Genomic DNA, 25,259 nt, shown 5'->3' with positions numbered 1-25,259 from the left:
AGGCGCTATTGCGCCTCTTTTTTTGCCTGCCCGGCTTACTGCTGGGTGGCGTTTACGGTCGCGGTCCAGGCCTGAGTAAAGGCCTGATGCTGCGCCGCCAGAGGACCAATCAGCGCATTATACTGGCTGGCCTGCTGGGAGGTCGGGAACTGAATACCGTTGGCGACAAAGCTCACCTGGTTATTCTGCTGGGCAATGAAATCACCCACCTGCACCAGTTGCTGCGTGAAGATCTGCGCCGCCGGGATCAACGGTTGCAGCGCGTTAGCCGGGTTGGTCACCACTTTGGTAAACACCTGATCGTAAACCGGCTTCAGATCGTCGGCCTGTTTTAACGCCGCATGTGACGCATCCGCCTGCATTTTTGCGTTTTGCAGTTGCTGGCTCAGCACGCCAAGAGAACCATTGGCCTGACGAAGCGGCTCGCGCTGCGTCATATAATCCTGCGGTACGCGAATGGCGTTAACGCTGTCCACCACCGGGCGCAAACCGGAGTCCATCGCCTGATTGACCTGCTGGGAATAGCCGTAAATGACCGCGTAGTCGGACACAAACGGGCCAAACTGTTTTTTCTGATCCGCAGTCAGGGCTGGCAGACGTTCGCTGCTCCGCATCGCGGTATTTTGCAGGAAATCGATAAACGCCTTGCGCTGATCGCCTTCTTTGTCGAAACACCCACTCAGGCTAACTACCATTAATAACGCCGCAAGAGGCGCAAACCAGCGAGAGCAGGACTTTCCTGTCGCCATTTCATTACTCCTTTCACCCAAAAAAGCGCACATCGGCACCCGTGTGCCAGTGGCTTACAAGGATAGTCCAGGTCAGCGTCGCAAGATACCCTTTCCTTACATTCCCGGGCGGAAAAAACCAACCGGCATGAGCTTTACATGCGCTTTGCAACGCAATCGCCTTCATGCAACTTTTGGCTGACGATTTACAAAAAAAGACTATCTGTATTCAGCATCTGAGGAATCAAGCAATTAAGCGGAAAAAAGTGCCTGAAGATGCATTTCACCCGCATCAAAACGCATTTACCGCACGATTAATCACTGCGGCCGCCACACGCCAGGATTTTTCCCGACTATCCTTAGTGAGATGTATCACGATCCCGCTGTGTGATTTTAAGAGGAGTTCTCAATGGAATATAAAGATCCTATGGTTGAACTGCTGAGCAGTCTGGAACAGATTGTTTTTAAAAAAGAGATAACGCAGGCGGTTATCCTGAGCCAAAAGCCGAATTCCTTTAACGAGTTTGAACAATTACGCCGGGGAACCGGGTTGAAAATTGATGATTTCGCACGTGCAATGGGAGTCAGTGTGGCGATGGTCCAGGAGTGGGAATCCAGACGCGTAAAACCCACCGCTACCGAAATGAAATTGATGCGTCTGATTCATGCAAATCCAACGCTAAGTAAACAATTAATTGAATGATTTCAGGATGACACAACCCCCGCCTGGTCGGGGGTTTACGTCCACCTCACCCCCCTTCGCAATACCACCCGGTTTCCCGCCACGTGAACGAATGCGTTAGCGTTAATCCCTGAAGAAACGCCTCATCATGCGATACCACCAGCATCGCACCGGGAAAGGACGCCAGTGCGGCTTCAATCGCCTGCGTTGAGGTCAAATCGAGATGGTTTGTCGGTTCATCCAACAGTAATAGCTGCGTCGTCTCACGACGCCATAACACGCAGGCCAGCGCCGCTTTCAAACGCTCCCCGCCACTGAGCGCCGCCAGCGGCAGCGTCACTTTATCCGCGCCAAGTTGAAGCTGCGCCAGACGGGTACGCAATGCCCCCTCATCCAGCGGTGTGTCATCAAGGCTCAGGTGCGCCATTACCGATTGCGTGAGATCCAACTGCGACAAATGCTGGTCAAGGTAAGCGGGTACGACCGAAAGCTGGCATTTGCCAGACAACGGAGCCAGTTCGCCCAGGATCAGCTTTAACAGGGTTGATTTGCCGCAGCCATTGGGTCCGCGTACGGCAACACGCATCGGCCCATCCATACGCCAGTTCAGCGGCGGAAGTTCAGCATACGGCAATACCAGATCTTCCATCACCAACACCTGTTTCCCCTCCACGAGATGGCTGCCCGGTAATGTGAACAGCACCGGCGTCTCTTCCATCACCCGCTCTCGCGCCTGACTCACTGCAGTGTTGAGCGCATCGTTTTGTTCACGGTGCTGTTTACGCCAACTGCCGGGGCGCTCTTTCGCCGCATTCTTGTATTTTACCCGCTCAAACGACGCGATATTCAGCGTGTCTACTGTACGTAAGGTCTGTGCCGAACGACGCTGGCTGGCATCATGCTCGCGTTGCTGTCGGCTGCGGGTACGCCGACGCTCAGCGACTGCATGTTCCAACAAGGCCCGGGCCGCTTGCTGCTCGCTCTCCCGCTGGCGTTGGTAATCCGCATAATTTCCGCCATAGCTGCGCAATCCTGCCGGCGACAGCTCCAGAATGCGGGGCATCAATGCCAGCAACTCCCGATCATGGGTGGCGACCAACGCGCCGCCACGCCGCCGGGATAAACACGCGTAAAACCACTCACGCCCGGCTCTGTCGAGATGATTGGTCGGCTCATCAAGCAGCAGATAATCGGCATCAGCCATCAACGCACCGCAGAGCAATGCACGCATACGCTCGCCACCGCTTAGCGTGATGGCATAGCGATCGGGTTCAAACACAGGCAGGCTGGCTTCAGCAAATGCCGCTGTCAGGCGTTCCTGTAGATCCCAAAAGCCGTCCAGACTTTCGAGGTCATCAGGTCGATACTCACCGCTTTCCACCCGCAGACGGGCGGCAAACACCTCGCCATAACCGAGCAGGTCCGCGAGCGTGGTAGTACAAGAAACATCCTGTTGTTGGGTAACAAATGCCAGTGAACCAACACGCTCGATATGTCCGGAAGTCGGTGTTTCCAGACCCGCCAGCATGCGTAATAGCTGCGTTTTACCGACACCGTTACGGCCTACCAGACCGCACAATGAAGGTTCAAGCGACATATTGAAGGGGCCAAAAAGCGTCTCGCCTGTCGCAAACTGGCAGGTGAGCTGGTGCAGAATAAAAGCAGAGGGCTGCGCACAATGAGCCATAAACACTCCTGAATGAAATCAAAAACTCCCCCGCACATGCCATCGCATGTCGCAAGGATACGGATTCATCAGTTGTGTTTGTTCATTTTCCGGGTGCGCTCCAGTGAGACGAGAAGTTCGTCGGGGCTAAGCATAGCCACACGCTGCTCCCCCTTCAAGATTAAATTTTCACCACTCGTCTTAAAGGGGCTAATTATTTGCATCTTTTTGCCGATGAGTAATGTGACTTAACTGAAAGTAGCAGGCCGTGCGTGTCATCCTGGCGCTCCGCTTCAGAAAGGGAACGACCAGGCAAAGGGTTGTGCTGCACGCATTAACCTGTTGGATCGTACAAAGTCATTCATCAGGGAAGAGAGTTACCCCAGGTCGGCGCATTGCGCTGCGGTTGCGGCAATGGCCATTGAAAGAGAATGAATGATGTCCAGATATGTTCTGATTGTTGATGACAGTCGCCTGTCACGAATGATTTCACGACAATATATAACGAACCTGCATAGCGACTGGAAAATCGATGAAGCTGGCACCGGTGAAGAAGCGATCGAACTGGCGTCGGCCAATCACCCCTGGCTAATCCTGCTGGATGTGAATATGCCCGGTATCGGCGGCATTGAAACCGCATCACGCATTCGCAAAACCCACCCTGAAACGCACATTGTTCTGTTAACGGCGAATGTTCAGCACTCGATACAAGCCGCTGCGGAAGAACTTGGCCTCGGTTTTCTGTCAAAACCGCTGAAAGAGCCCCAGCTCCATGAGTTATTGAATAGCCTGGAGACACAGTGATGAGCGAATTGCCGGATATCAGCGAAATCGAATCTGACAGCCTGATGGAGATCTTCAACATTGGCGTCGGTCATGCCGCCGCCGCGATGAGCAATATCGTCAATGAAGAAGTGCGCATGTCTGTCCCTACAATCCGCTTCGCCCCTCGCTCTGAAGCCGCAGATGAGTTGGGTGCAGGAATATCGCTGTTTGGCATCAGCCAGCATTACGAGGGCGCGTACGCCACCGAAGCGATTCTGATGTTTCCGGAAGCGGCCAGTTTTGAAATCGTACGCATGATGGTGGGCGACATGATCCCCGCCCATGAGCTGGGGGAGATGGAACGTGAAGCCATGAGCGAGATAGGCAATATCGTGCTCAATGCCTGCGTGGGAACGCTGGCCAACATGTTCCAGAAAGAGCTGCAAGGATCTCTGCCCGTCGTGCGGGTTGGTAGCAGCAAGCAGATCCTCAACCCTAACAAGGACGACAGCGATCCGCTGGTCATGATGTTGCGCATCGATTTTTCACTCGAGCGCCAGCAAATCCAGGGGTATCTGGCGTTTATTCTTGATATGTCTGCGCTGCGTGACTTACGCGAGCAAATCCGGCTTTATATCAGCCGCTTAGAATCCGGCAGTGTTCCAAACGGAATGCAATGATCATGAAAGATAAGTTGTTGTTGGATGCATTTTCAGCCCTCAGCCTCGGTGTGATCATTGTTGATGCGCACTACCGTATAACCCTGTGGAACGCGTGGTTAGAAGCGCACACGGGTTATGCGGCCAGTGACACCACCGGCGAGGATTTTTTTAGTGTATTCCCGGACTTAGAGTATCACCGCGTCGGTGATGCTATCCGTCAGGCGATCAGTCACAATTTATCTTCTCTGCTTTCCCAGTCTTTGCACCGTTCACCTTTCCCGCTCTACGCCGAACCCACCCGACCGGGCGCGCGCCTGAGCCAGGCCGTCACCATTGTTCCGCTGGGTGATGAAGAGCGCTACTGCCTGATTCAGATTGTTGATGTCAGTGCCGCCGTTCGCCGTGAATCCCTGCTGCGCGACCAGGCGCACGAGCTACTGGCGCAATCCCTGTCGGATGGTCTGACTGGCGTGGGCAACCGGCGCTATTTTGATCTCTGTATTGAGAGAGAGTGGCGGGCCAGCAAACGCAATAACAAGTCGTTATCGCTGCTGTTGATTGATGTCGACTTCTTCAAACTCTACAACGACTGTTATGGTCACCAGCGCGGTGACGAGTGCCTGCAAAAAGTGGCGAATGCCATGCGCTGCGCGCTGCAAAACCCGGGCGACATCTTATTCCGCTACGGCGGCGAGGAGTTCTGCGCGCTGTTGCCGGAAACACGCTCAGCCGATGCGGTGGAGATCGCCGAGAAACTGCGCACCAGCGTACAGCAACTGGACTTACCCCACGCTAATGCGCCTGACGGCATAGTGAGCGTCAGCATCGGCGTCGCCAGCCATTGCCAGAAAAACCATGCGGAATATGGCCAGTTGATCCAGAGTGCGGATAACGCGTTGTACGAAGCGAAACGCGCCGGACGTAATACCGTGCGCGTCAAAACCACCTTCAGGAAGTTCTCTCCGTACACCCGCGTAACGGGTGGGGAAATCCCGCCTCACGCCTGAATCAATAGCATAAAAAAACCCGCCAGAAGCGGGTTTTTTATGACGGTGACCGTTACTGCAGCAGAGAAATATCCGCAACCTGCAGGAACAGTTCGCGCAACTTCGCCAGCAGCGTCAGGCGGTTGATACGCACGTCTTTATCGTCGGCGTTAACCATCACCTGCTCAAAGAACTCATCCACCGGCTCGCGCAGTGCCGCCAGTTCGATCAGCGCTTCCTGATAACGGCCTTCCGCAAAGTACGGTTGCAGTTTATCGCGCAGAACGACCAGGTTGCCCGCCAGCTTGATTTCCGCCGCTTCTTTCAGCACCGAAGCGTGAACAGTATCGTTCAGCGTTTCATCGGACTTCGCCAGAATGTTGGAAACACGCTTGTTGGCAGCGGCCAGCGCGGCAGCTTCCTCCAGCGTACGGAAGTGAGACACCGCTTTCATGCGCGCATCGAAGTCCGCCGGTTTGGTTGGACGACGCGCCAGCACCGCCTGGATGGTATCAACGCTGTAACCTTCGTCCTGATACCAGGCACGGAAACGGCCCAGCATAAAGTCGATCACATCATCGACCACGTTGGCGTTGGTCAGCTTGTCGCCATACAGACGCACTGCTTCTTCGGTCAGGGTTTGCAGATCCAGATTCAGGTTCTTCTCGACGAGAATACGCAGTACGCCCAGCGCAGCACGGCGCAATGCGAACGGATCTTTGTCGCCTTTCGGATGCTGTCCGATACCAAAGATACCCGCCAGGGTGTCCATCTTATCGGCGATCGCCAGTGCACAGGCAATCGGGTTGGACGGCAGTTCATCACCGGCAAAACGCGGCTGATACTGCTCGTTCAGCGCAACGGCAACATCTTCCGCTTCGCCGTCATGACGCGCATAGTGCATGCCCATCACGCCCTGGGTGTCCGTAAACTCAAACACCATGTTGGTCATCAGGTCGCATTTGGAGAGCAGGCCCGCGCGGGTGGCATGATTCACATCCGCGCCGGTCTGTGCGGCAATCCAGCCCGCCAGCGCCTGAATGCGATCGGTCTTGTCGCGCAGCGTACCCAGTTGCTGCTGGAACAGCACGGTTTGCAGACGCGGCAGATGATCTTCCAGACGTTTTTTGCGGTCGGTATTGAAGAAGAACTCGGCATCCGCCAGACGCGGGCGCACCACTTTCTCGTTACCGGAGATAATCTGCTGCGGATCTTTCGACTCAATGTTGGCCACAAAGATAAAGTTAGGCAGCAGTTTGCCGTCGTTACCATAGACCGGGAAGTACTTCTGGTCACCCTTCATGGTGTAAACCAGCGCTTCTGCCGGAACGGCGAGGAATTTCTCTTCGAATTTCGCGGTCAGTACCACCGGCCACTCAACCAGCGAAGTGACTTCTTCCAGCAGGCTGTCGCTCAGATCGGCATTACCGCCGATTTTACGCGCCGCGTCTTCGGCATCCGCTTTGATTTTGGCTTTACGCGCCGCGTAGTCAGCAACGACTTTGCCGCGCTCCAGCAGGATTTGCGGATACTGATCGGCGTTATCGATGGTGAACTCCGGCTCGCCCATAAAGCGGTGGCCACGGATCACACGATCGGAGGCAATGCCCAGAATCGTCGCAGGCACCACGGTGTCGCCCAGCAGCAGAGTCACGGTATGTACCGGACGCACGAAGTGAACGTCAGACGCACCCCAGCGCATCAATTTCGGGATCGGCAAAGTCTTGAGTGCTTTTTCGATTATCCCCGGAAGAAGCTCACTTGAGTTTTTTGGCTCATTCTGAATTAAAGCATTTAGCTTTTCTTCTCTACCATCATAAGCTTTTGAAATTAACAAACCATAATCATGGTTAATATCATCAATAGAATATTCTTTAGAAGAATCAATCGATTGATTTGTCACCTTAGTAACAAAAGCCATACCAGCTTTCGTTAAAAAACCAGTAGGAGAGACGGCTATACGAGAAGGTGGTCCCCACAATAAATTCTCGTTATTTAATTGTTGCTCTGCTAATCCAGTGAATTTGCATGCTAAACGTCTTGGTGATGCATACCATTGACAATTTTCAGGGTCATTAATAACTATTTTCTCAGCATTCAAACCCGTGATGATGTTATTGAAAAAATTTTCACCCAAACTGCGCAGTGCTTTTGGTGGCAGCTCTTCGGTGCCGATTTCCACCAGGAAAGTTTTCTCTGACATGGCCGCCTCTTATTTATTTCTGTTGCACATCGGGAAGCCAAGGGCTTCACGGGAAGCGTAATACGCTTCAGCGACTGCTTTGGTCAGCGTGCGGATGCGCAAAATGTAGCGCTGACGTTCCGTCACGGAGATGGCTTTACGCGCATCCAGCAGGTTGAAGCTATGGGCGGCTTTCAGAATGCGCTCGTAAGCAGGCAGCGGCAGCGGGTTTTCCAGTGCCAGCAGTTGCTGTGCTTCTTTTTCATACTGCTCAAAGCAGGTGAACAGGAAGTCGACATCCGCATATTCGAAGTTGTAAGTGGACTGCTCCACTTCGTTCTGATGGAACACGTCACCGTAGGTGGTTTTACCCAGCGGGCCGTCGCTCCAGACGAGGTCGTAAACGCTGTCTACGCCCTGAATGTACATCGCCAGACGTTCCAGACCGTAGGTAATTTCGCCGGTCACCGGTTTGCACTCAAGACCGCCAACCTGCTGGAAGTAAGTGAACTGCGTCACTTCCATGCCGTTGAGCCACACTTCCCAGCCGAGTCCCCAGGCACCCAGCGTCGGGTTTTCCCAGTTATCTTCCACGAAGCGAATATCGTGAATGGTCGGGTCCATACCCAGCTCTTTCAACGACCCGAGATACAGCTCCTGGATGTTGTCCGGAGAGGGTTTAATCACCACCTGGAACTGGTAATAGTGCTGTAAGCGGTTCGGGTTTTCGCCGTAGCGCCCGTCAGTCGGACGGCGGGAAGGCTGCACATACGCGGTGGCCATAGGTTCTGGCCCTAATGCGCGCAGACAGGTCATCGGATGGGAGGTGCCGGCGCCGACTTCCATGTCCAGAGGTTGAACAATGGTGCAGCCCTGGCGAGCCCAGTAATCCTGTAAGGTCAGGATCAGGCCCTGAAAGGTCCTGGTATCAAACTTTTGCATATTATTTCGTGCTGGATACGTGTGGATTTAAAGGAAGCGCCCAGTATACCCGCTGGCTGCAAGATATACAGTACGAAACGGACCTGTTTAAGGAAAATTGGGGAAAACGGGAAGGATAAGGCCGTTGCCAGCCTGATTAGCGCATCGAAAGGTGTAAAAATTGGCCTTCCGGATCAAAAGCGCAGACAAACGCTTCACGACGGGGCGTTACGCCGCGCATCTCATAGCTGCCCTGAAACTGTTCAAAACCGGTCACATCAATCTGCTGCGCGCCGGTATTGTAGCGATGCGCGGCGTTTTGCCGACACAGTTGCTCCATTTCCAGCGAGTGTAAGGGCCCGGGCTTCGCTTTTTGCGCTTTCTGCGCGGGAATATCCTGGGATGCGCTGCATCCGACTAACAGCAGCATCAATACCGGGGCAAAACACTTCATCATTTTTATTACCGCCCCGTTCGCAGGCTGTTATTTTTAAAGGTCAGGAAACACAATTTTTGCAAATCTGTGGAAAACTGCACAAGCGCTAACGGGAAAACTCGGAATTATCCAACGGGACAGGCAAAACAACCGCGAGTCAGAGAGTATTTAATGGAACCAGAGGAACAGATGCAGTCGAAAATTTACTGGATAGATAATCTGCGAGGGATAGCTTGTCTGATGGTGGTGCTGATCCATACCACCACCTGGTACATCACCAATCCTGGCAGTGTGACCACTTTCGACTGGGGTATTGCCAATCTCCTGAACTCGGCTTCTCGTGTTAGCGTACCGCTGTTTTTTATGATCTCCGGCTACCTCTTTTTCGGCGAACGTAGCGCACAGCCGCGTCACTTCTTACGCATCGCTCTCTGCCTGCTGTTTTACAGTGCTATCGCGCTGCTCTATATCGTGTTTTTTACTTCTATTAACAGTGAGTTATCGTTGAAGTACCTGCTGCAAAAGCCGGTGTTTTATCACCTGTGGTTTTTCTTTGCGATTATCGTGATGTATCTCGTTTCACCGTTGATTCAGGTGAAAGCGGTCAGCGGCGGGATGCTGCTGGCGCTGGTGGTGGTGCTGGGTATTGTGGCAAACCCCAATACTGTGGCGCAGAAAGTCGACGGATTTCAGTGGTTGCCGATCAATCTCTATATCGGCGGCGACACCTTCTACTACATCCTCTACGGTATGCTGGGGCGCGCAATTGGCATGATGCAGACGCAACGACGCGCGCTCACCTGGGCTAGTGCAGGCCTGTTCGTCCTGGCGGTGTGGGTGATTTCACGCGGGACGCTACACGAGCTGAAATGGCGCGGGAATTTCGCCGACACCTGGTATCTCTACTGCGGCCCGATGGTGTTTCTGTGTGCTATCGCCCTGTTTACAGTGGTCAAAAATACGCTAAACAGCCGCACGTTACCCGGCTTAACACTCATTTCGCATCATTCGCTGGGGATTTACGGCTTCCATGCGCTGATTATCCACGCGCTACGCACCCGCGGTATCGAGCTACAACGCTGGCCGCTGCTCGACATTGTGTGGATTTTCACCGCCACGCTACTGGCGAGCCTCGCGCTCTCGATGCTGGTGCAACGCATCGACAGACGCCGTTTGGTTAGTTAAACCCCCCGCGCCCGCGCACGGTGTAACTGGCGCGGGGAGGAGAACCCGGCGGCCAGCGCCGCCTGCTCCGCGCCATGCCCCTGCAATAGCCACTGTTCGGCAATGACCAGCCTGAGTTGCTCCAGATAGTCGCGAACGCTGATCCCCAGATGCTGCTGAAACAAGCGCGTTAAATGGCGTGGGCTGACATGAGCCCGCCCGGCGATCTCCGCCAGTTGCCACGCACGCTGTGGCTCAGCCGTCAGCGCATCCTGCGCCCGGTGGATAGCCGGATGCAGGTGATTACGATAACGCAGCCACGGTGAAATCTGCGGATCGTCGCCGGAGCGGCGGAACCAGACCACCATTTCCCGCGCCACCGCCAGCGCTGCTTCCGGCCCGCTTAGTCGGTTAATCAGATGCAACGCCAGATCGATACCCGAGGTAATGCCCGCGCTGGTCCAGATGCTGCGATCTTCGATGAAAATACGATTTTCTTTGACCTGTGCGGCGGGGGCGACCGCACGCAGACGCGCAATCACATCATGGTGAGTGGTGCACTGAATGCCATTCAACAGCCCGGCTTTTGCTGCCAGCACGGAACCGGAACAGACGCACATCAGGGTGATTTTCTGGCTGTGGATCAGCGGTTGTATGCGCATCAGCCAGTGACGCACCAGGTCTGCCTGCGGGGTATCGAAGAAACGCGAAGAGTCGAACACCCCAGGCAGCACCAGCAGGCTTCCTTCCGGCAGCGTCTCCGGCAATGGCGCAATATTGCCCATCGTCAGGCCGATGGAGGTTGGCACCTCCGCTTCCGGCCCGATGTAGTGCAGGCGAAACGCATCGGCCAGCGCAAAGGTCTCCGCCGGGCCAGTCATATCCAGCGCCAGTACACCGGGCAACATTACAAACCAGACATCAGTGGTCATCAGCGTTCCAGTATCTCGTCAACGGTTTTAATGGCGGCAAAGCGGCCTTCCAGCACGGTTTCCGTGCGGTGGCGCAGCGCGTTACAGTCAAGCGTAATGCCTTTATGCGTCATCGGGAAGGTCAATGTCGCTTCGCTGACGAACGTCACACGATAGCCCAGATCCGACGCCACACGTGCGGTGGTTTCGCAACACTGCTCGGTGCGGAGCCCACAAATAATCAGATGATTGATATCACGCGTGCGCAGCCAGTGATCCAGGCCGGTATCGGTAAACGCATTATGCACATGTTTGTAGAAGGTGACCGCTGGCTGGTGCTGTAAAAACGGCATCGGCACCACAAAGCCGCTATCGAGAGAAAACGGGCCACTGTCGGACACATGGAAAATATCCACCACCGGGACACCGCGAGCCTGACAACCGTCGATCAGCGCCAGAATGGCCTGCTGAAAAGCAGAGAAATCACTCTCCTGCCAGTAGTCGCGGTGGAAAAAAGATTGCTGAGTGTCGATGTTGATAAGGGCGGTGCGTGACATTTCAGGACTCCTTGCTCAGTGGGTGTAATACCATTCTGGCAAGGAGCTGCCTGTCTGCTAAGACCAAAAAAGGACAACGTCATGTTGATTCAGGCCCACCATCACGGCGGGCGCAGAAGTTACGACATCAATGGCAGCAATTGCTGATAGATGCGCCGGAAGGTCTCCCGACGTGAAGCATAGTGGGCATGACGCGCGGCATCCGGCGTATGTTGCTGCTCAATGGGAAGCTGCGGCAGAAGCGTTGCCAACGGCGTGTGCGGGTTAATGGCGATTTGCGCCAGTTTTGCCGCCCCCAGCGCCGGACCGACATCGCCGCCGGTGCGATAATCAAGCTGCAACCCGCTGATATTCGCCAGCATTTGCCGCCACCAGGCGCTACGTGCACCACCGCCGATTAGCGTAATGCTTTGCGGCGTTACGCCGCAGGAGTGCACCACATCCATGCCATCCGCCAGCGCATACCCGACGCCTTCCAGCACCGCACGGGCCAGTTCACCTTGCCCATGCTGGTGGGTCAGGCCAAAAAATACGCCTTTCGCCTGCGGGTTATTATGCGGGGTGCGTTCCCCGGAAAGATACGGTAAGAACCACAGGTCGCCAGCGTTATCATCTGCCTGTTCCGCCGCGCTAATCAGCGCCGGAACCGACCCTAACCCCGTCAACTTCGCCACCCAATCCAGACAGGATGCCGCGCTAAGCATCACCGACATCAGGTGCCAGCGCCCCGGAAGGGCATGGCAAAAACTGTGAACCGCGCTTTCCGGTTTACTGAGGAAACCTTCGCTCACGGCAAAATAGACGCCAGAGGTGCCAAGCGACAGCATCGCCTGACCGGCATCTGCCATGCCCACACCCACCGCGCCTGCGGCATTATCACCACCGCCCGCCACGACCGGCACAACCGGCATGGCCCAGCGCCGTGCGACTTCCGGCAGCAGTTCACCGGTTATTTCACAGCCTTCAAACAACGCGGGCATTTGCGCGCGGGATAAGTGACAGACGGCGAGCATCTCATCACTCCAGTCACGCTTCGCCACATCCAGCCACATCGTTCCTGCCGCGTCGGACATATCGCTGGCAAATACGCCAGCCATACGCAGGCGCAGGTAATCTTTTGGCAGTAAGACCTTCGCCACCCTGGCAAAGATATCGGGTTCGTGGCGCTGCACCCACAGCAACTTGGGCGCGGTAAAACCCGGCATCATCAGATTGCCGGTAATGGTGCGGGAATTTTTCACCTGCGCTTCCAGTAAGGCGCACTCTTCAGCGCAGCGACCATCGTTCCACAAAATGGCCGGGCGCAGCACACGGTTTTCGCTATCCAGCAGCGTTGCGCCATGCATCTGCCCGGCAAGGCCGATGGCTTTCACCTGCGCCAGCGAGTGCGCCGCGCCAACCGCCTGAATCGCGCGGTCCGTTGCCTGCCACCACTGTTCGGGATCCTGCTCCGACCAAAGAGGATGCGGGCGCGAGACGCTGAGTTTTTCCGTATGAGAAGCCAGCACATCACCCTGCTCGCTTAACAGAATCGCCTTTACGCCAGAGGTGCCGAGATCGATCCCGATATACATAGTGACCACTCCTTTTGTTCTGCGCCGCGTTGCCTGCGGCGCAGCGCCGGTTATTTATCGAACAGGTAGTAATTGACCAGGTTTTCCAGCTGTTCCTGATGACCGCTCTGATGGTGCGGCGCCAGGTTCTGCTGCTCAGCGTACTTCGCCAGTTCCGCCAGGCTAAGCTGCCCCTGCAAAATTTGCTGGCCCAGTTCACCATTCCAGCCCGCATAACGCTTCGCGACGCGTTTATCCAGCTCACCGTCTTCCACCATCCGCGCCGCCACTTTCAACGCCTGCGCCATCGTGTCCATTGCGCCGATATGGCCGTAGAAGAGATCGTACTTATCCGTACTCTGACGACGCACTTTGGCATCGAAGTTCAACCCACCGGTGGTGAAGCCGCCTGCTTTCAGGATTTCATACATCACCAGCGCGTTCTCTTCGACGCTGTTCGGGAACTGGTCGGTATCCCAGCCCAGTTGCGCATCGCCGCGGTTAGCATCCACAGAGCCAAACAGCCCCAGCGCAATAGCAGTCGCGATTTCATGGTGGAAGGAGTGGCCCGCCAGCGTGGCATGGTTAGCCTCGATATTCAGTTTAATCTCTTTCTCCAGACCAAACTGTTTCAGGAAGCCATACACTGTAGCGGCGTCATAATCATACTGATGCTTGGTCGGTTCCTGCGGTTTCGGCTCAATAAGCAGCGTACCGCGGAAACCGATTTTGTGTTTATGCTCGACCACCATCTGCATAAAGCGGCCAATCTGTTCGCGCTCCTGGCGCAGATCGGTATTGAGCAGGGTTTCATACCCTTCACGACCGCCCCACAACACATAGTTTTCGCCGCCGAGCTTATGGGTCGCATTCATGGCGCTCACCACTTGCGTCGCCGCCCAGCTAAACACCTCAGGATCCGGGTTAGTCGCCGCCCCTGCGCCATAGCGCGGATTGGTGAAGCAGTTCGCCGTGCCCCACAGCAGTTTCACGCCGCTTTGTTGCTGTTTTTCACCCAGCACATCCACCATTTGCGCGAAATTGTTCAGATATTCCTTCAGCGACGCGCCTTCCGGGGAGACGTCCACATCATGGAAACAGTAGTAAGGCACATTCAGCTTGTGGAAAAACTCAAAGGCAACATCCGCTTTGCGCTTCGCCTGCGCCAGCGCCTCGCCCGGCTGCTGCCACGGGCGGTCAAAAGAGCCAACGCCAAACATATCCGCGCCATTCCAGCAGAAGGTATGCCAGTAGCAGGCAGCAAAACGCAGGTGATCTTCCATACGCTTGCCAAGCACTAACTCATCCGGATTGTAATGACGGAACGCTAAAGGATTGGCTGTTTTCGGGCCTTCATAACGAACGCGATCCAGCTGGTCGAAATAGGTTTGCATAATGAGCTCCATTGACAGATATGCTTCGAGTGTTCAAATCTGCATTAATACTGGGTCCTCGTGCTGCGTTGCTCAATTACGTTATTTCACACTGCCATTGAGAGAATGCGCAAACGTGCGCTGGCTCGCAAAATAATGTGTGTTACCGCTGCGGTGCGCATTCCTGTTTTTTATGCAAAATCGGTTTTGCTTTTTTTAAAATAAGATCGTGGTCATAAATCAGGAAATAAACCAAAAAACGTAATGCCCGGATAAAAATCTGTAATTGCCAGCCTGAGATTATGCGTTAAGAATTTGCTCGTCCAAAGCAGTGCATGTTTCTTTTATCTCGCTCACCACCCTACAAAAGGTATTACTATTATGAAGATAAAGAACCTTTGCCTTACTCTCTGCGCCTCCCTGCTGCTTGCAAGCGTCGCCGGTCATGCCAAAGAGGTGAAAATCGGCATGGCGATTGACGATCTCCGTCTGGAACGCTGGCAAAAAGATCGCGATATTTTTGTTAAAAAAGCAGAATCGCTCGGCGCCAATGTGTTTGTTCAGTCCGCCAACGGCAATGAAGAAACACAAATGTCGCAAATTGAAAATATGATCAACCGTGGCGTTGATGTGCTGGTCATTATTCCTTACAACGGTCAGGTATTAAGTAATGTCGTGAAAGAAGCCAGGCAGGAAGGAATTAAAGTGCTGGCTTACGATCGCATGATTAATAATGCCGATATCGATTTCTATATTTCTTTCGATAATGAAAAAGTGGGGGAATTACAGGCGCAAAGCCTGGTCAATAAAGTCCCGCAGGGGAATTACTTCCTGATGGGCGGTTCGCCGGTGGATAATAACGCCAAGCTGTTCCGCGCCGGGCAGATGAAAGTATTAAAACCCTATATCGATAGCGGGAAAATTAAAATCGTCGGCGATCAGTGGGTCGATGGCTGGCTACCAGAAAATGCGCTGAAAATAATGGAAAACGCATTGACCGCCAATAACAACAAAATAGACGCAGTGGTTGCTTCTAACGATGCGACCGCAGGCGGCGCAATTCAGGCATTAAGCGCACAGGGACTGGCAGGCAAAGTGGCGATCTCCGGCCAGGATGCCGACCTGGCAGGGGTGAAACGCCTGATTAACGGCAGCCAGACCATGACCGTCTACAAACCGATTACCCAGCTTGCCAACACGGCGGCGGAGATCGCCGTCGAACTGGGCAATGGCAAACAACCGAAGGCGGATGCTTCGCTGAATAACGGCCTGAAAGATGTTCCGGCTCGCCTGCTGACCCCCATTGAGGTGACCAAAGACAACATCGACGCGACCGTTATCAAAGACGGTTTCCATCAGAAGAATCAGCTCTGACCACGGTGGCGCGCCGTTTCCGTTGACAGGCGCGCCCTCCGCCATTTCTTTCGGGCGCTGTAATACCAGCGAATGACGTGGAGCAGCCATGCCTTATTTACTCGAAATGAAGAACATCACCAAAGCCTTTGGCGCGGTAAAAGCCATCGATAATGTCAGCCTGCGGCTTAATGCGGGCGAGGTGCTGTCGCTGTGCGGCGAAAATGGGTCGGGCAAATCCACACTCATGAAAGTGCTGTGCGGGATCTATCCGGCGGGAAGCTACGAAGGGGAGATCGTCTTTTCGGGCGAAACCCTGCAGGCCACCCATATTCGCGACACCGAACGCAAAGGCATTGCCATCATCCATCAGGAACTGGCGCTGGTGAAGCATCTGACGGTGCTGGAGAATATCTTTCTCGGTACGGAAATCACCCGTAACGGCGTAATGGACTACGACCTGATGACGCTACGCTGTGAAAAACTGCTCAAACAGGTCAGCCTTGCCATTTCGCCTGATACCCGCGTCGGAGATTTAGGCCTTGGGCAGCAACAACTGGTGGAAATCGCCAAGGCGCTGAACAAGCAGGTAAGACTGCTGATCCTCGATGAGCCAACCGCTTCGCTCACCGAGCAGGAAACCGCCATCCTGCTGGATATCATTCGCGATCTGCGCAATCACGATATCGCCTGTATCTATATTTCCCACAAGCTCAACGAGGTCAAAGCGATATCGGACGTGATCAGCGTGATTCGCGACGGTAAGCACATCGGCACGCGCGACGCAGCCGGGATGAGTGAAGACGATATCATCACCATGATGGTTGGCCGCGAACTGACCGCGCTGTACCCCAATGAACCTCATGCCACAGGGGATGAGATCCTGCGGGTCGAACACCTCACCGCCTGGCATCCGGTTAACCGCCATATCAAACGTGTCAACGACATCTCCTTTAGCCTGAAGCGTGGCGAAATTCTCGGTATCGCCGGGCTGGTCGGCGCAGGCCGAACCGAAGCGGTGCAGTGCCTGTTTGGCGTCTGGCCCGGGCGCTGGGAAGGCAGCATTTACCTCGACGGCCAGCCGGTGCAGATTTCTAACTGCCAGCAGGCTATCGCTCACGGTATTGCCATGGTGCCGGAAGATCGTAAAAAAGATGGCATTGTGCCGGTGATGGCGGTCGGCAAGAACATTACGCTGGCGGCCTTAAACCAGTTTACCGGCGCGTTAAGCAGCCTGGATGATGCCGCGGAACAAGCCTGCATTTTGCAGTCCTTACAGCGTCTGAAAGTCAAAACCTCCTCGCCAGAGCTGGCGATTGGTCGCCTCAGCGGAGGAAACCAGCAAAAAGCCATTCTTGCCCGCTGTCTGCTGCTCAACCCGCGCATTCTCATCCTTGATGAACCAACGCGCGGCATCGACATCGGCGCGAAGTACGAAATCTACAAACTGATTAACCAACTGGTGCAGCAGGGGATTGCCGTCATCGTTATCTCATCTGAACTGCCCGAAGTGCTTGGGCTAAGCGATCGGGTGCTGGTGATGCACGAAGGCAAGCTAAAGGCCGATCTTATCAATCGTAATCTGACCCAGGAGCAGGTCATGGAAGCGGCGCTGAGGAGCGAACATCATGTCGAAAAGCAACCCGTCTGAAATCAAGTTATCCAGCGCATCGCCGGGGGTCTTCTCCGGGCTAAAATCCCTTAATTTGCAAGTATTTGTGATGATTGCGGCGATTGTGGTGATCATGCTGTTCTTTACCGGCATGACCGACGGCGCTTACCTGAGCGCGCGCAATATCTCTAACCTGCTGCGTCAGACCGCCATTACCGGCATCCTGGCGGTGGGCATGGTGTTTGTGATTATTTCCGCCGAAATCGACCTTTCCGTTGGCTCAATGATGGGCCTGCTGGGGGGCGCAGCGGCGATTTTTGATGTCTGGCTCGGCTGGCCGCTGCCGTTGACCGTGGCGGTCACACTGGTGCTCGGTTTACTGCTGGGTGCGTGGAATGGCTGGTGGGTGGCATACCGCAAAGTCCCGTCGTTCATTGTCACGCTCGCCGGGATGCTGGCGTTTCGCGGCGTGCTGATCGGCATCACCAACGGCACCACCGTTTCCCCCACCAGCGCAGCTATGTCGCAAATCGGTCAAAGCTATTTGCCTGATGGCGTCGGCTTTGGTGTCGGCTTACTGGGGCTGGTGGTCTTTGTGCTGTGGCAATGGCGCGGGCGCCTTCGCCGGCAATCTCTTGGCCTGACGACACCGGCCTCCACCGCCGCCGTTGGTCGTCAGGCCATTATTGCGGTCATTGTGCTTGGCGCTATCTGGCTGCTGAATGACTACCGTGGCGTCCCGACGCCGGTTCTGCTGCTGGCTTTCCTGCTGCTGGCCGGGATGTTTATGGCGACCCGCACTGCCTTTGGCCGACGTATTTACGCCATCGGCGGCAACCTGGAAGCGGCGCGCCTTTCTGGCATCAATGTGGAACGCACCAAACTGGCGGTGTTTGCCATTAACGGCTTGATGGTGGCGATTGCCGGGCTGATCCTGAGCTCGCGCCTCGGTGCTGGCTCACCCTCTGCGGGGAATATCGCCGAACTGGACGCCATCGCCGCCTGCGTGATTGGCGGCACCAGCCTGGCGGGCGGGATCGGCAGCGTAGCGGGGGCGGTAATGGGGGCGTTTATTATGGCCTCGCTGGATAACGGTATGAGCATGATGGACGTGCCCACGTTCTGGCAATACATCGTGAAGGGAGCGATATTACTGCTGGCGGTATGGATGGATTCCGCTACCAAACGTCGGGCCTGAGTACGACGAATACAGGGACGATCACACTGCCGGATCTTTTTTATCCGGCAGTGTGTTGAATATGGTAATCAGAACTGACGAATCTTCAGGAAGCGAATCGACATGTTTGAGAAACGCCATCGCATCACGCTGTTATTCAATGCCAACAAAGCCTACGACCGCCAGGTTGTTGAAGGCGTTGGGGAATATTTGCAGGCGTCGCAATCGGAGTGGGATATCTTTATCGAAGAGGATTTCCGCGCTCGCATCGAAAACATCAAAGAGTGGCTTGGCGACGGGGTGATCGCCGATTACGACGACCGTGAAATAGAGCGCCTGCTGGCGGATGTCGATGTCCCCATTGTCGGCATTGGCGGCTCCTATCACATCCCCGAACACTATCCTCCCGTGCACTACATCGCCACCGACAACTTTGCGCTGGTGGAAAGCGCATTCCTGCATCTGAAAGAAAAAGGCGTGCACCGTTTCGCCTTTTACGGACTCCCCGCCTCCAGCGGCAAGCGCTGGGCTGCTGAAAGGGAGTACGCGTTTTGCCAGCTGGTGGCGCAGGAAAAATACCGCGGTGTGGTGTACCAGGGGCTGACCACCGCGCCGGAAAACTGGCAGCATGCGCAAAACCGTCTGGCGGACTGGCTGCAAACACTGCCGCCGCAAACAGGCATCATCGCAGTGACCGATGCGCGCGCACGCCATGTATTGCAAGTGTGCGACCATTTGCATATTCCGGTGCCGGAAAAGCTGTGCGTCATTGGTATTGATAACGAAGAACTCACCCGCTATCTCTCCCGGGTCGCCCTCTCTTCCGTAGCCCAGGGCACGCGGCAGATGGGGTATCAGGCAGCAAAACTGCTGCACCGCCTGCTGGATAATGAAACCCTGCCGCTGCAACGCCTGCTGGTGCCGCCGGTGCGCGTGGTAGAGCGGCGTTCTACGGATTACCGTTCACTGAACGATCCGGCGGTTATTCAGGCGATGCACTATATCCGCAACCACGCCTGTAAGGGCATTAAAGTGGATCAGGTGCTGGATGCGGTAGGGATCTCGCGTTCGAATCTGGAAAAGCGCTTTAAAGAAGAGGTGGGAGAGACGATTCACGCGGTGATTCATGCGGAGAAGCTGGAAAAAGCCCGCAGCCTGCTGGTGTCGACATCGTTGTCGATCAACGAAATCTCACAGATGTGCGGCTACCCGTCGCTGCAGTATTTCTATTCTGTGTTCCGCAAGGAGTATGACAGCACGCCGAAAGACTATCGCGACCGCTACAGCGAAGTCCTGATTTAGCGCACAAAGAAAAATGCCTTCCGGGTGGAAGGCATTTCGCAGATTACATATGAGAGGCGATTAACTGCTGATTGTCCTGATACATGGCAAACAGGTAGTTATTGTAACTGGCGCCCCGGGTCGAATAACCCTGCAGCTTATGGATCATGTTGGTCGCTGTCACTTCCTGATCCGCTTTACGCAACTGTGCCCGTGACTTACGGAAAGAGGCGTATGCCGAGTGCGTATTCAGGTTGGTGACATAGGCGTCAACAGACTCCTGCACGGACTCAAAGTGAGAGTAACCTTTCACCTTACCCGGACCGTTTTTACATGCCCCTTTGGCGCACTTCATTCCAAACAGGTTGTTGTTGGTCCGCGCCAGCTTCGAGGTTCCCCAACCGCTTTCCGCTGCCGCCATTGTCGCCACCATGCTGTCCGGGATGATGTCCACACGCTCCAGCAGCACGTTCCACGGAATACGGCGCGTATTCCCGGACCAGCTCACTTTGTAGCGTGCGGTCAGATCCTTCAGACGCGTGCGTTCGGCAGGCGACCACTGACTGTCGTATTGTTTGCTAAGCAACCAGTTACGCTCGGCGGCAATCGCTGAGTTTTTGCTGGTGATATAAGGCATTACCGTCCGGAGAAACGCTTTTTTCCTTGGGGTTCCGGAAGGGTATTTTCGCAAATCAGGAAGTGAACGGCTATTTACACTATTGCGAGAATACTCTTGTTTACTGCTTGCCTGTTTTTTTACGCTTGCCTTAGTGACGTGGGCTTTGTGACTCGCTGTTTCTGCTGTGTGTGTCTTTGCCAGCACTCCCCCTGAAAACATCAGGGTGAAAAACATGAGTATCGTCGCCCCAGGTCGTCGCATGGGTATCGATATCATTAAGTCTCCTGGTCGGATATGAACATTCCAACACCTTCTTTTTTGCACAATTTTGAGAGCTGAATCTCAAATCATACCAAAAATAGCCTGCAAGAGCACGTACAGAAATAATCCAATTCCGAAACCATGTCACGGGGAAACTGCACATAAAACGGACAATCTCGCGTAAATGTGGTGTTTATCGCAAATAAACCGGGTTCGATCCCCCTTTCCTCTCCTCCCCCGCAATACGCCTTGCGGGAGGAGTTACCCGTCCGTCCACCGTGGCAAACTGAATCAAAATCGCTCTGTCAGGGACTGCATATGAAACACGCCGCGCTGTTACTGCTTTTTTTGCCCACGATCGCCCTCGCCGACTGGACTGCCAGCGGTTTCCCGCCATTCAGCAGCAGTGGCGCAGGCGTCTGGCACAGTGAAGCGACGCTGAAAAAAGGCGCGCAGTCCTTTACCTTGCAGGATGGTCAACAGTGCTGGCAGCCTGCGGACAGCATTAAACTGAACCAGACGCTGTCGCTGATCCCCTGTACCGGTCACGCGCCACAGTGGCGGATCTTCCGCGATGGTGATTACCGGTTACAGATAGATACCCGCTCCGGTACACCCACGCTGATGCTCAATGTGAAAAATGACGCTGTGGCGACGCCTGCTACAGCACAGCGTCAATGCCCGGTTCGCAACGACAAACCGCTCACCATTGCGGTAGGCAACACCTTCGCGGAAGGCAGCCAGGTACGGGACTTTTACAGCCAGCGCACCGCTACCGTGCGCGATGGCAAGATCACCCTACAGCCAGCCGCAAACAGCGATGGCTTATTACTGCTGGAATCAGCAGACACGCAAGGCGCAGCACCCTTTCAGTGGCATAACGCGACCGTCTATTTCGTGCTGACCGACCGCTACGTCAATGGTGATCCGGGCAACGATAACAGCTACGGTCGGCATAAAGATGGCCTGCAGGAAATCGGCACCTTTCACGGCGGCGACCTGAAAGGACTGACGACCAAACTGGATTATCTGCAACAGCTTGGCGTTAACGCGCTGTGGATAAGTTCACCGCTGGAACAGATCCACGGCTGGGTGGGCGGTGGAACCAAAGGGGACTTTCCTCATTATGCCTATCACGGTTATTACACCCAGGACTGGACCCGTCTCGACGCCAATATGGGCACCGAAAACGACCTCCGTACGCTGCTGGATGAAGCGCACAAACGGGGGATCCGCATCCTGTTTGATGTGGTGATGAACCACACTGGCTATGCGACGCTGGCGGATATGCAAACCTTCGGCTTTGGCGCGCTCTATCTGAAAGAGGGTGAACGCGAGAAGATCCTTGGTCAGCACTGGACAGACTGGCGTCCTGCGGCCGGGCAGAGCTGGCACAGCTTTAACGATTACATCAACTTCAGCGATAAAACCGCCTGGCAAAACTGGTGGGGTAAAGCGTGGATCCGCACCGACATTGGCGATTACGACAGCCCCGGCTTTGACGATCTGACCATGTCGCTGGCGTTTCTGCCCGATCTGAAAACCGAATCCACCACACCTTCTGGTCTGCCGGTCTTTTACCGGCACAAACCCGATACCCACGCCCAGGAAATCAGCGGCTTTACGCCGCGGGATTACCTCACCCACTGGCTGAGCCAATGGGTGCGTGACTATGGCATTGATGGCTTTCGCGTGGATACCGCCAAACACGTTGAACGGGATGCCTGGCAACAATTAAAAACGCAGGCGACACAGGCGCTAGCGGAGTGGAAACAGGCCAATCCGCAGAAGAAAATCGACGACGCGCCCTTCTGGATGACCGGGGAATCCTGGGGCCACGGCGTGATGCAGAGCGACTATTACCAGCATGGTTTTGATGCGATGATCAACTTCGATTATCAGGAGCAGGCGGCCAGCGCTGTGCCTTGCCTGGCGAATATGGATACGGTCTGGCAGCAGATGGCTGATAAATTGCAGCGCTTCAACGTGCTGAGTTACCTCTCCTCACACGATACCCGCCTGTTCCGCGAGGGGGGCCAGCAGGCGGCAGAACTTCTGCTGCTCGCTCCGGGCGCGGTGCAAATCTTTTACGGTGATGAATCGGCGCGTCCCTTTGGTCCCACCGGTTCGGACCCGCTGCAAGGCACGCGCTCAGAGATGAACTGGCAGGATCTGAACGGCAGCGCCGCGCAGAGCCTGCACCACTGGCAGACGCTGGGCCAGTTCCGGGCACGTCATCCGGCACTCGGCGCAGGGAAACAGACAACGCTAACGCTGCCGCAGGGTTACGGATTCGTTCGCGAATCGGGCAGCGACAAAGTGATGGTGATTTGGGCCGGGCTGGCGCAGCACTGAGTCATAAGGCAAATATCAGCATATAACTCCACATTACAGATATTAATAAGAATAAAGTATGAAAGAGAGCGTCAGGGTGTGATTTGCACCCTGCCTTACAGAGCGCTATGGTTAGCCACTTTGAACAGCAGCCCGGCAGAACAGTAGCGATGACATTTTCACTTTTCGGCGACAAATTCACCCGCCATGCAGGCATTACGCGCCTGATGGAGGATCTCAACGACGGTTTACGCACACCAGGCGCTATCATGCTCGGCGGCGGCAACCCGGCGCAAATTCCGGCGATGACCGATTACTTCCACAAGCTGCTGGCAGAGATGGTGGAAAACGGCAAAGCGACTGATGCGCTGTGTAATTATGACGGTCCGCAGGGCAAAACCGAGCTGCTAACCGCGCTGGCAGGCATGCTGCGCGAAGAATTAGGTTGGGATATTGAGCCGCAGAATATTGCGCTAACAAATGGCAGCCAGAGCGCATTTTTCTACTTATTCAATCTGTTTGCCGGCCGCCGCGCCGATGGAAGCACCAGAAAAGTGTTGTTCCCACTGGCGCCGGAGTATATCGGTTACGCGGATTCCGGGCTGGAAGAGGATCTTTTCGTCTCCGCACGGCCCAATATTGAGCTGCTGCCCGAAGGCCAGTTCAAATACCACGTCGATTTCGAACACCTGCACATTGGCGAAGAGACAGGCATGATCTGCGTCTCGCGTCCGACCAACCCAACCGGCAACGTCATTACTGATGAAGAGCTGATGAAACTGGATGTGCTGGCCCATCAGCACAACATTCCACTGGTGATTGATAACGCTTACGGCGTGCCTTTCCCGGGGATCATCTTTAGCGAAGCGCGCCCGTTGTGGAACCCGAATATTATTTTGTGCATGAGCCTGTCGAAGCTGGGTCTGCCTGGCAGCCGCTGCGGCATTATTATCGCCAACGACAAAGTGATTTCGGCAATCCGCAACATGAACGGCATCATCAGTCTGGCGCCAGGCGGTATTGGCCCGGCAATGATGTGCGAAATGATCAAACGCAAAGACCTGCTGCGCCTGTCCGAAGAGGTGATAAAGCCTTTTTACTACCAGCGAGTGCAGGAGACCATCGCCACGCTGCGCCGTTATTTACCTGAAGAGCGCTGCCTGATCCACAAACCGGAAGGGGCAATATTCCTCTGGCTGTGGTTTAAGGATCTGCCCATCAGCACGGAGCTGCTGTATCAGCGGTTGAAAAAACGCGGTGTCCTGATGGTGCCAGGAGATTACTTCTTCCCGGGGTTGGATAAACCCTGGCCGCATACTCATCAGTGCATGCGCATGAACTATGTGCCGGAACCGTCGCTGATCGAAGAGGGTGTGAGAATTCTCGCCGAAGAAGTTGAAAAAGCCTGGCAGGAAAACTGACGCCGGACAACCGCATAACAAGCCCCCCCTGACCGGGGGCTTTTTTACGTGCGTTATCAGGCAACAAACCCGGCTAACTGACCACGCAGGCGGTTTTCCCGCAGCGTTGCCGGGTTGAGGCAGCTTAGCGCACCGGTCGGGCAGGCTTCCACGCAGGCTGGGCCGTTTTCACGGTGCTGGCACAAATCGCACTTCAGCGCTTGCGCCTGGTTATTGATCACGGTGACCTGCATGGCGCCAAACGGGCAGGCAATCATGCAGCTCTTACAGCCGATACAGCGGGACTGTTCCACGCACACCGCACCCTCAACACGACTTATCGCCCCGACCGGGCAAACATTCGCGCAGGGCGCATCTTCGCAGTGATGGCAGGTCACCGCCGTAGAGAACGTACCGGTCTTCACCACGCGAATGCGCGCGGAAAACGTGGCAGGTTTGACGACCGAGCAGTCCTGATTGTCCTCATGCGACACCACACAGGCCACTTCACAGGTCCGGCAGCCAATGCACTTGCCCGGATCGGCGATAATAAAACGGTTCATTCTCCACTCCGCCTGACGCAAAAAACCAAGGGTGCCAGAAAACACCGTGGCGGCGCTTTGATCGCGGCAGGGA

General features: G+C 55.0%; 22 protein-coding genes. 11 read left to right on the top strand and 11 right to left on the bottom strand.

Translation table 11 applies throughout. The annotated features are described in order from the left end of the window. Positions 1-35 precede the first annotated feature (35 nt). The gene (locus N7922_RS00955) at positions 36-749 is read right to left on the bottom strand and encodes a DUF3053 domain-containing protein (RefSeq protein WP_263098844.1); all 714 of its coding nucleotides are present in this window, start codon (positions 747-749) and stop codon (positions 36-38) included. 388 nt (positions 750-1,137) lie between these two features. Between N7922_RS00955 and N7922_RS00950 the strand changes: the two genes are divergently transcribed. Beyond that, on the top strand, positions 1,138-1,431 hold the full coding sequence (locus N7922_RS00950; RefSeq protein ID WP_061492556.1) for an HTH-type transcriptional regulator: 294 nt from the start codon (positions 1,138-1,140) through the stop codon (positions 1,429-1,431). A gap of 46 nt (positions 1,432-1,477) precedes the next feature. Here the strand turns inward: N7922_RS00950 and N7922_RS00945 are convergent, their stop codons facing one another. Continuing rightward, on the bottom strand, positions 1,478-3,097 hold the full coding sequence (locus N7922_RS00945) for an ABC-F family ATP-binding cassette domain-containing protein (RefSeq protein ID WP_263098843.1): 1,620 nt from the start codon (positions 3,095-3,097) through the stop codon (positions 1,478-1,480). Between the two features lie 414 nt (positions 3,098-3,511). Here N7922_RS00945 and N7922_RS00940 point away from each other — a divergent pair, with 414 nt between their 5' ends. The 3 genes from N7922_RS00940 to N7922_RS00930 are packed head-to-tail and all read left to right on the top strand — an operon-like array spanning position 3,512 to position 5,510. After that, positions 3,512-3,880, top strand: coding sequence for a response regulator (locus N7922_RS00940; RefSeq protein ID WP_263098842.1), 369 nt, complete (start codon positions 3,512-3,514; stop codon positions 3,878-3,880). Continuing rightward, positions 3,880-4,521, top strand: a complete 642-nt coding sequence (locus tag N7922_RS00935; RefSeq protein WP_263098841.1) for a chemotaxis protein CheC — start codon at positions 3,880-3,882, stop codon at positions 4,519-4,521. The genes N7922_RS00940 and N7922_RS00935 overlap by 1 nt, the downstream gene beginning before the upstream one ends. A gap of 2 nt (positions 4,522-4,523) precedes the next feature. Then, positions 4,524-5,510, top strand: a complete 987-nt coding sequence (locus N7922_RS00930; RefSeq protein WP_263098840.1) for a GGDEF domain-containing protein — start codon at positions 4,524-4,526, stop codon at positions 5,508-5,510. Between the two features lie 52 nt (positions 5,511-5,562). Here N7922_RS00930 and glyS read toward each other — a convergent pair whose 3' ends face one another. The 3 genes from glyS to N7922_RS00915 all read right to left on the bottom strand — a co-directional run bounded on the left by glyS (position 5,563) and on the right by N7922_RS00915 (position 9,049). Next, the gene (glyS, locus tag N7922_RS00925; RefSeq protein WP_263098839.1) at positions 5,563-7,692 is read right to left on the bottom strand and encodes a glycine--tRNA ligase subunit beta; all 2,130 of its coding nucleotides are present in this window, start codon (positions 7,690-7,692) and stop codon (positions 5,563-5,565) included. 9 nt (positions 7,693-7,701) lie between these two features. Further along, entirely contained in the window at positions 7,702-8,613 is a 912-nt protein-coding gene (glyQ, locus tag N7922_RS00920) for a glycine--tRNA ligase subunit alpha (protein ID WP_061492551.1), read from the bottom strand. A gap of 136 nt (positions 8,614-8,749) precedes the next feature. Then, a complete protein-coding gene (locus N7922_RS00915) occupies positions 8,750-9,049 on the bottom strand; it encodes a YsaB family lipoprotein (protein ID WP_263098838.1) in 300 nt (99 codons plus the stop codon). 168 nt (positions 9,050-9,217) lie between these two features. Here N7922_RS00915 and N7922_RS00910 point away from each other — a divergent pair, with 168 nt between their 5' ends. Beyond that, positions 9,218-10,213, top strand: a complete 996-nt coding sequence (locus tag N7922_RS00910) for an acyltransferase (protein WP_263098837.1) — start codon at positions 9,218-9,220, stop codon at positions 10,211-10,213. On the opposite strand, the gene N7922_RS00905 is transcribed toward N7922_RS00910, so the two are convergent. The 4 genes from N7922_RS00905 to xylA form a co-directional block, all read right to left on the bottom strand. Further along, positions 10,210-11,124: a GlxA family transcriptional regulator gene (locus N7922_RS00905; protein WP_263098836.1), complete on the bottom strand. Its 915-nt coding sequence runs from the start codon at positions 11,122-11,124 to the stop codon at positions 10,210-10,212. The genes N7922_RS00910 and N7922_RS00905 overlap by 4 nt on opposite strands. Further along, positions 11,124-11,660, bottom strand: coding sequence for an isochorismatase family protein (locus N7922_RS00900; RefSeq protein WP_263098835.1), 537 nt, complete (start codon positions 11,658-11,660; stop codon positions 11,124-11,126). Before N7922_RS00900 ends, N7922_RS00905 begins: the two co-directional genes overlap by 1 nt. 119 nt (positions 11,661-11,779) lie before the next feature. Beyond that, complete coding sequence (xylB, locus tag N7922_RS00895) at positions 11,780-13,234, bottom strand: xylulokinase (RefSeq protein WP_263098834.1); 1,455 nt, start codon at positions 13,232-13,234, stop codon at positions 11,780-11,782. 50 nt (positions 13,235-13,284) lie between these two features. Continuing rightward, positions 13,285-14,607, bottom strand: coding sequence for a xylose isomerase (gene xylA / locus N7922_RS00890; protein ID WP_263098833.1), 1,323 nt, complete (start codon positions 14,605-14,607; stop codon positions 13,285-13,287). Between the two features lie 360 nt (positions 14,608-14,967). Here xylA and xylF point away from each other — a divergent pair, with 360 nt between their 5' ends. The 4 genes from xylF to xylR all read left to right on the top strand — a co-directional run bounded on the left by xylF (position 14,968) and on the right by xylR (position 20,030). Beyond that, complete coding sequence (xylF, locus tag N7922_RS00885) at positions 14,968-15,960, top strand: D-xylose ABC transporter substrate-binding protein (protein ID WP_263098832.1); 993 nt, start codon at positions 14,968-14,970, stop codon at positions 15,958-15,960. Positions 15,961-16,048: 88 nt separating this feature from the next. Continuing rightward, positions 16,049-17,590, top strand: a complete 1,542-nt coding sequence (locus tag N7922_RS00880; RefSeq protein WP_263098831.1) for a xylose ABC transporter ATP-binding protein — start codon at positions 16,049-16,051, stop codon at positions 17,588-17,590. Next, entirely contained in the window at positions 17,568-18,749 is a 1,182-nt protein-coding gene (xylH, locus tag N7922_RS00875; RefSeq protein WP_263098830.1) for a xylose ABC transporter permease XylH, read from the top strand. The genes N7922_RS00880 and xylH overlap by 23 nt, the downstream gene beginning before the upstream one ends. Before the next feature lie 102 nt (positions 18,750-18,851). After that, positions 18,852-20,030 carry a D-xylose utilization transcriptional activator XylR gene (xylR, locus tag N7922_RS00870; protein WP_263098829.1) on the top strand — a complete coding sequence of 393 codons (1,179 nt, stop codon included), beginning with the start codon at positions 18,852-18,854 and terminating at the stop codon, positions 20,028-20,030. 43 nt (positions 20,031-20,073) lie between these two features. Here the strand turns inward: xylR and N7922_RS00865 are convergent, their stop codons facing one another. Beyond that, positions 20,074-20,904, bottom strand: coding sequence for a protein bax (locus N7922_RS00865; protein WP_263098828.1), 831 nt, complete (start codon positions 20,902-20,904; stop codon positions 20,074-20,076). A 303-nt stretch (positions 20,905-21,207) separates the two neighbouring features. Between N7922_RS00865 and N7922_RS00860 the strand changes: the two genes are divergently transcribed. Together N7922_RS00860 and avtA are read left to right on the top strand one after the other, a co-directional pair. Beyond that, positions 21,208-23,244 carry an alpha-amylase gene (locus N7922_RS00860; RefSeq protein ID WP_263098827.1) on the top strand — a complete coding sequence of 679 codons (2,037 nt, stop codon included), beginning with the start codon at positions 21,208-21,210 and terminating at the stop codon, positions 23,242-23,244. A 149-nt stretch (positions 23,245-23,393) separates the two neighbouring features. Beyond that, a complete protein-coding gene (gene avtA / locus N7922_RS00855; RefSeq protein ID WP_411554160.1) occupies positions 23,394-24,644 on the top strand; it encodes a valine--pyruvate transaminase in 1,251 nt (416 codons plus the stop codon). Between the two features lie 56 nt (positions 24,645-24,700). Here avtA and N7922_RS00850 read toward each other — a convergent pair whose 3' ends face one another. Next, a complete protein-coding gene (locus N7922_RS00850; protein WP_263098825.1) occupies positions 24,701-25,186 on the bottom strand; it encodes a 4Fe-4S dicluster domain-containing protein in 486 nt (161 codons plus the stop codon). Positions 25,187-25,259: the final 73 nt, after the last annotated feature.

It is taken from the genome of Kosakonia sp. ML.JS2a (genome assembly GCF_025642095.1).
In the GTDB taxonomy this organism is placed as follows: domain Bacteria; phylum Pseudomonadota; class Gammaproteobacteria; order Enterobacterales; family Enterobacteriaceae.
The sequence above is the reverse complement of the archived record's forward strand: the minus strand, read 5'-3'. Positions and strand labels throughout refer to the sequence as shown.

Coding starts and splice junctions, on each gene's coding strand:
- xylB (WP_263098834.1), bottom strand. CDS start 13,234: ATGTATATCGGGATCGATCTCGGCACCTCTGGCGTAAAGGCGATTCTG.
- xylH (WP_263098830.1), top strand. CDS start 17,568: ATGTCGAAAAGCAACCCGTCTGAAATCAAGTTATCCAGCGCATCGCCG.
- N7922_RS00950 (WP_061492556.1), top strand. CDS start 1,138: ATGGAATATAAAGATCCTATGGTTGAACTGCTGAGCAGTCTGGAACAG.
- N7922_RS00850 (WP_263098825.1), bottom strand. CDS start 25,186: ATGAACCGTTTTATTATCGCCGATCCGGGCAAGTGCATTGGCTGCCGG.
- N7922_RS00945 (WP_263098843.1), bottom strand. CDS start 3,097: ATGGCTCATTGTGCGCAGCCCTCTGCTTTTATTCTGCACCAGCTCACC.
- N7922_RS00900 (WP_263098835.1), bottom strand. CDS start 11,660: ATGTCACGCACCGCCCTTATCAACATCGACACTCAGCAATCTTTTTTC.
- N7922_RS00865 (WP_263098828.1), bottom strand. CDS start 20,904: ATGATATCGATACCCATGCGACGACCTGGGGCGACGATACTCATGTTT.
- N7922_RS00905 (WP_263098836.1), bottom strand. CDS start 11,124: ATGACCACTGATGTCTGGTTTGTAATGTTGCCCGGTGTACTGGCGCTG.
- N7922_RS00910 (WP_263098837.1), top strand. CDS start 9,218: ATGCAGTCGAAAATTTACTGGATAGATAATCTGCGAGGGATAGCTTGT.
- xylF (WP_263098832.1), top strand. CDS start 14,968: ATGAAGATAAAGAACCTTTGCCTTACTCTCTGCGCCTCCCTGCTGCTT.
- N7922_RS00860 (WP_263098827.1), top strand. CDS start 21,208: ATGAAACACGCCGCGCTGTTACTGCTTTTTTTGCCCACGATCGCCCTC.
- xylA (WP_263098833.1), bottom strand. CDS start 14,607: ATGCAAACCTATTTCGACCAGCTGGATCGCGTTCGTTATGAAGGCCCG.
- N7922_RS00880 (WP_263098831.1), top strand. CDS start 16,049: ATGCCTTATTTACTCGAAATGAAGAACATCACCAAAGCCTTTGGCGCG.
- N7922_RS00915 (WP_263098838.1), bottom strand. CDS start 9,049: ATGATGAAGTGTTTTGCCCCGGTATTGATGCTGCTGTTAGTCGGATGC.
- N7922_RS00940 (WP_263098842.1), top strand. CDS start 3,512: ATGATGTCCAGATATGTTCTGATTGTTGATGACAGTCGCCTGTCACGA.
- glyS (WP_263098839.1), bottom strand. CDS start 7,692: ATGTCAGAGAAAACTTTCCTGGTGGAAATCGGCACCGAAGAGCTGCCA.
- avtA (WP_411554160.1), top strand. CDS start 23,394: ATGACATTTTCACTTTTCGGCGACAAATTCACCCGCCATGCAGGCATT.
- xylR (WP_263098829.1), top strand. CDS start 18,852: ATGTTTGAGAAACGCCATCGCATCACGCTGTTATTCAATGCCAACAAA.
- N7922_RS00930 (WP_263098840.1), top strand. CDS start 4,524: ATGAAAGATAAGTTGTTGTTGGATGCATTTTCAGCCCTCAGCCTCGGT.
- N7922_RS00955 (WP_263098844.1), bottom strand. CDS start 749: ATGGCGACAGGAAAGTCCTGCTCTCGCTGGTTTGCGCCTCTTGCGGCG.
- glyQ (WP_061492551.1), bottom strand. CDS start 8,613: ATGCAAAAGTTTGATACCAGGACCTTTCAGGGCCTGATCCTGACCTTA.
- N7922_RS00935 (WP_263098841.1), top strand. CDS start 3,880: ATGAGCGAATTGCCGGATATCAGCGAAATCGAATCTGACAGCCTGATG.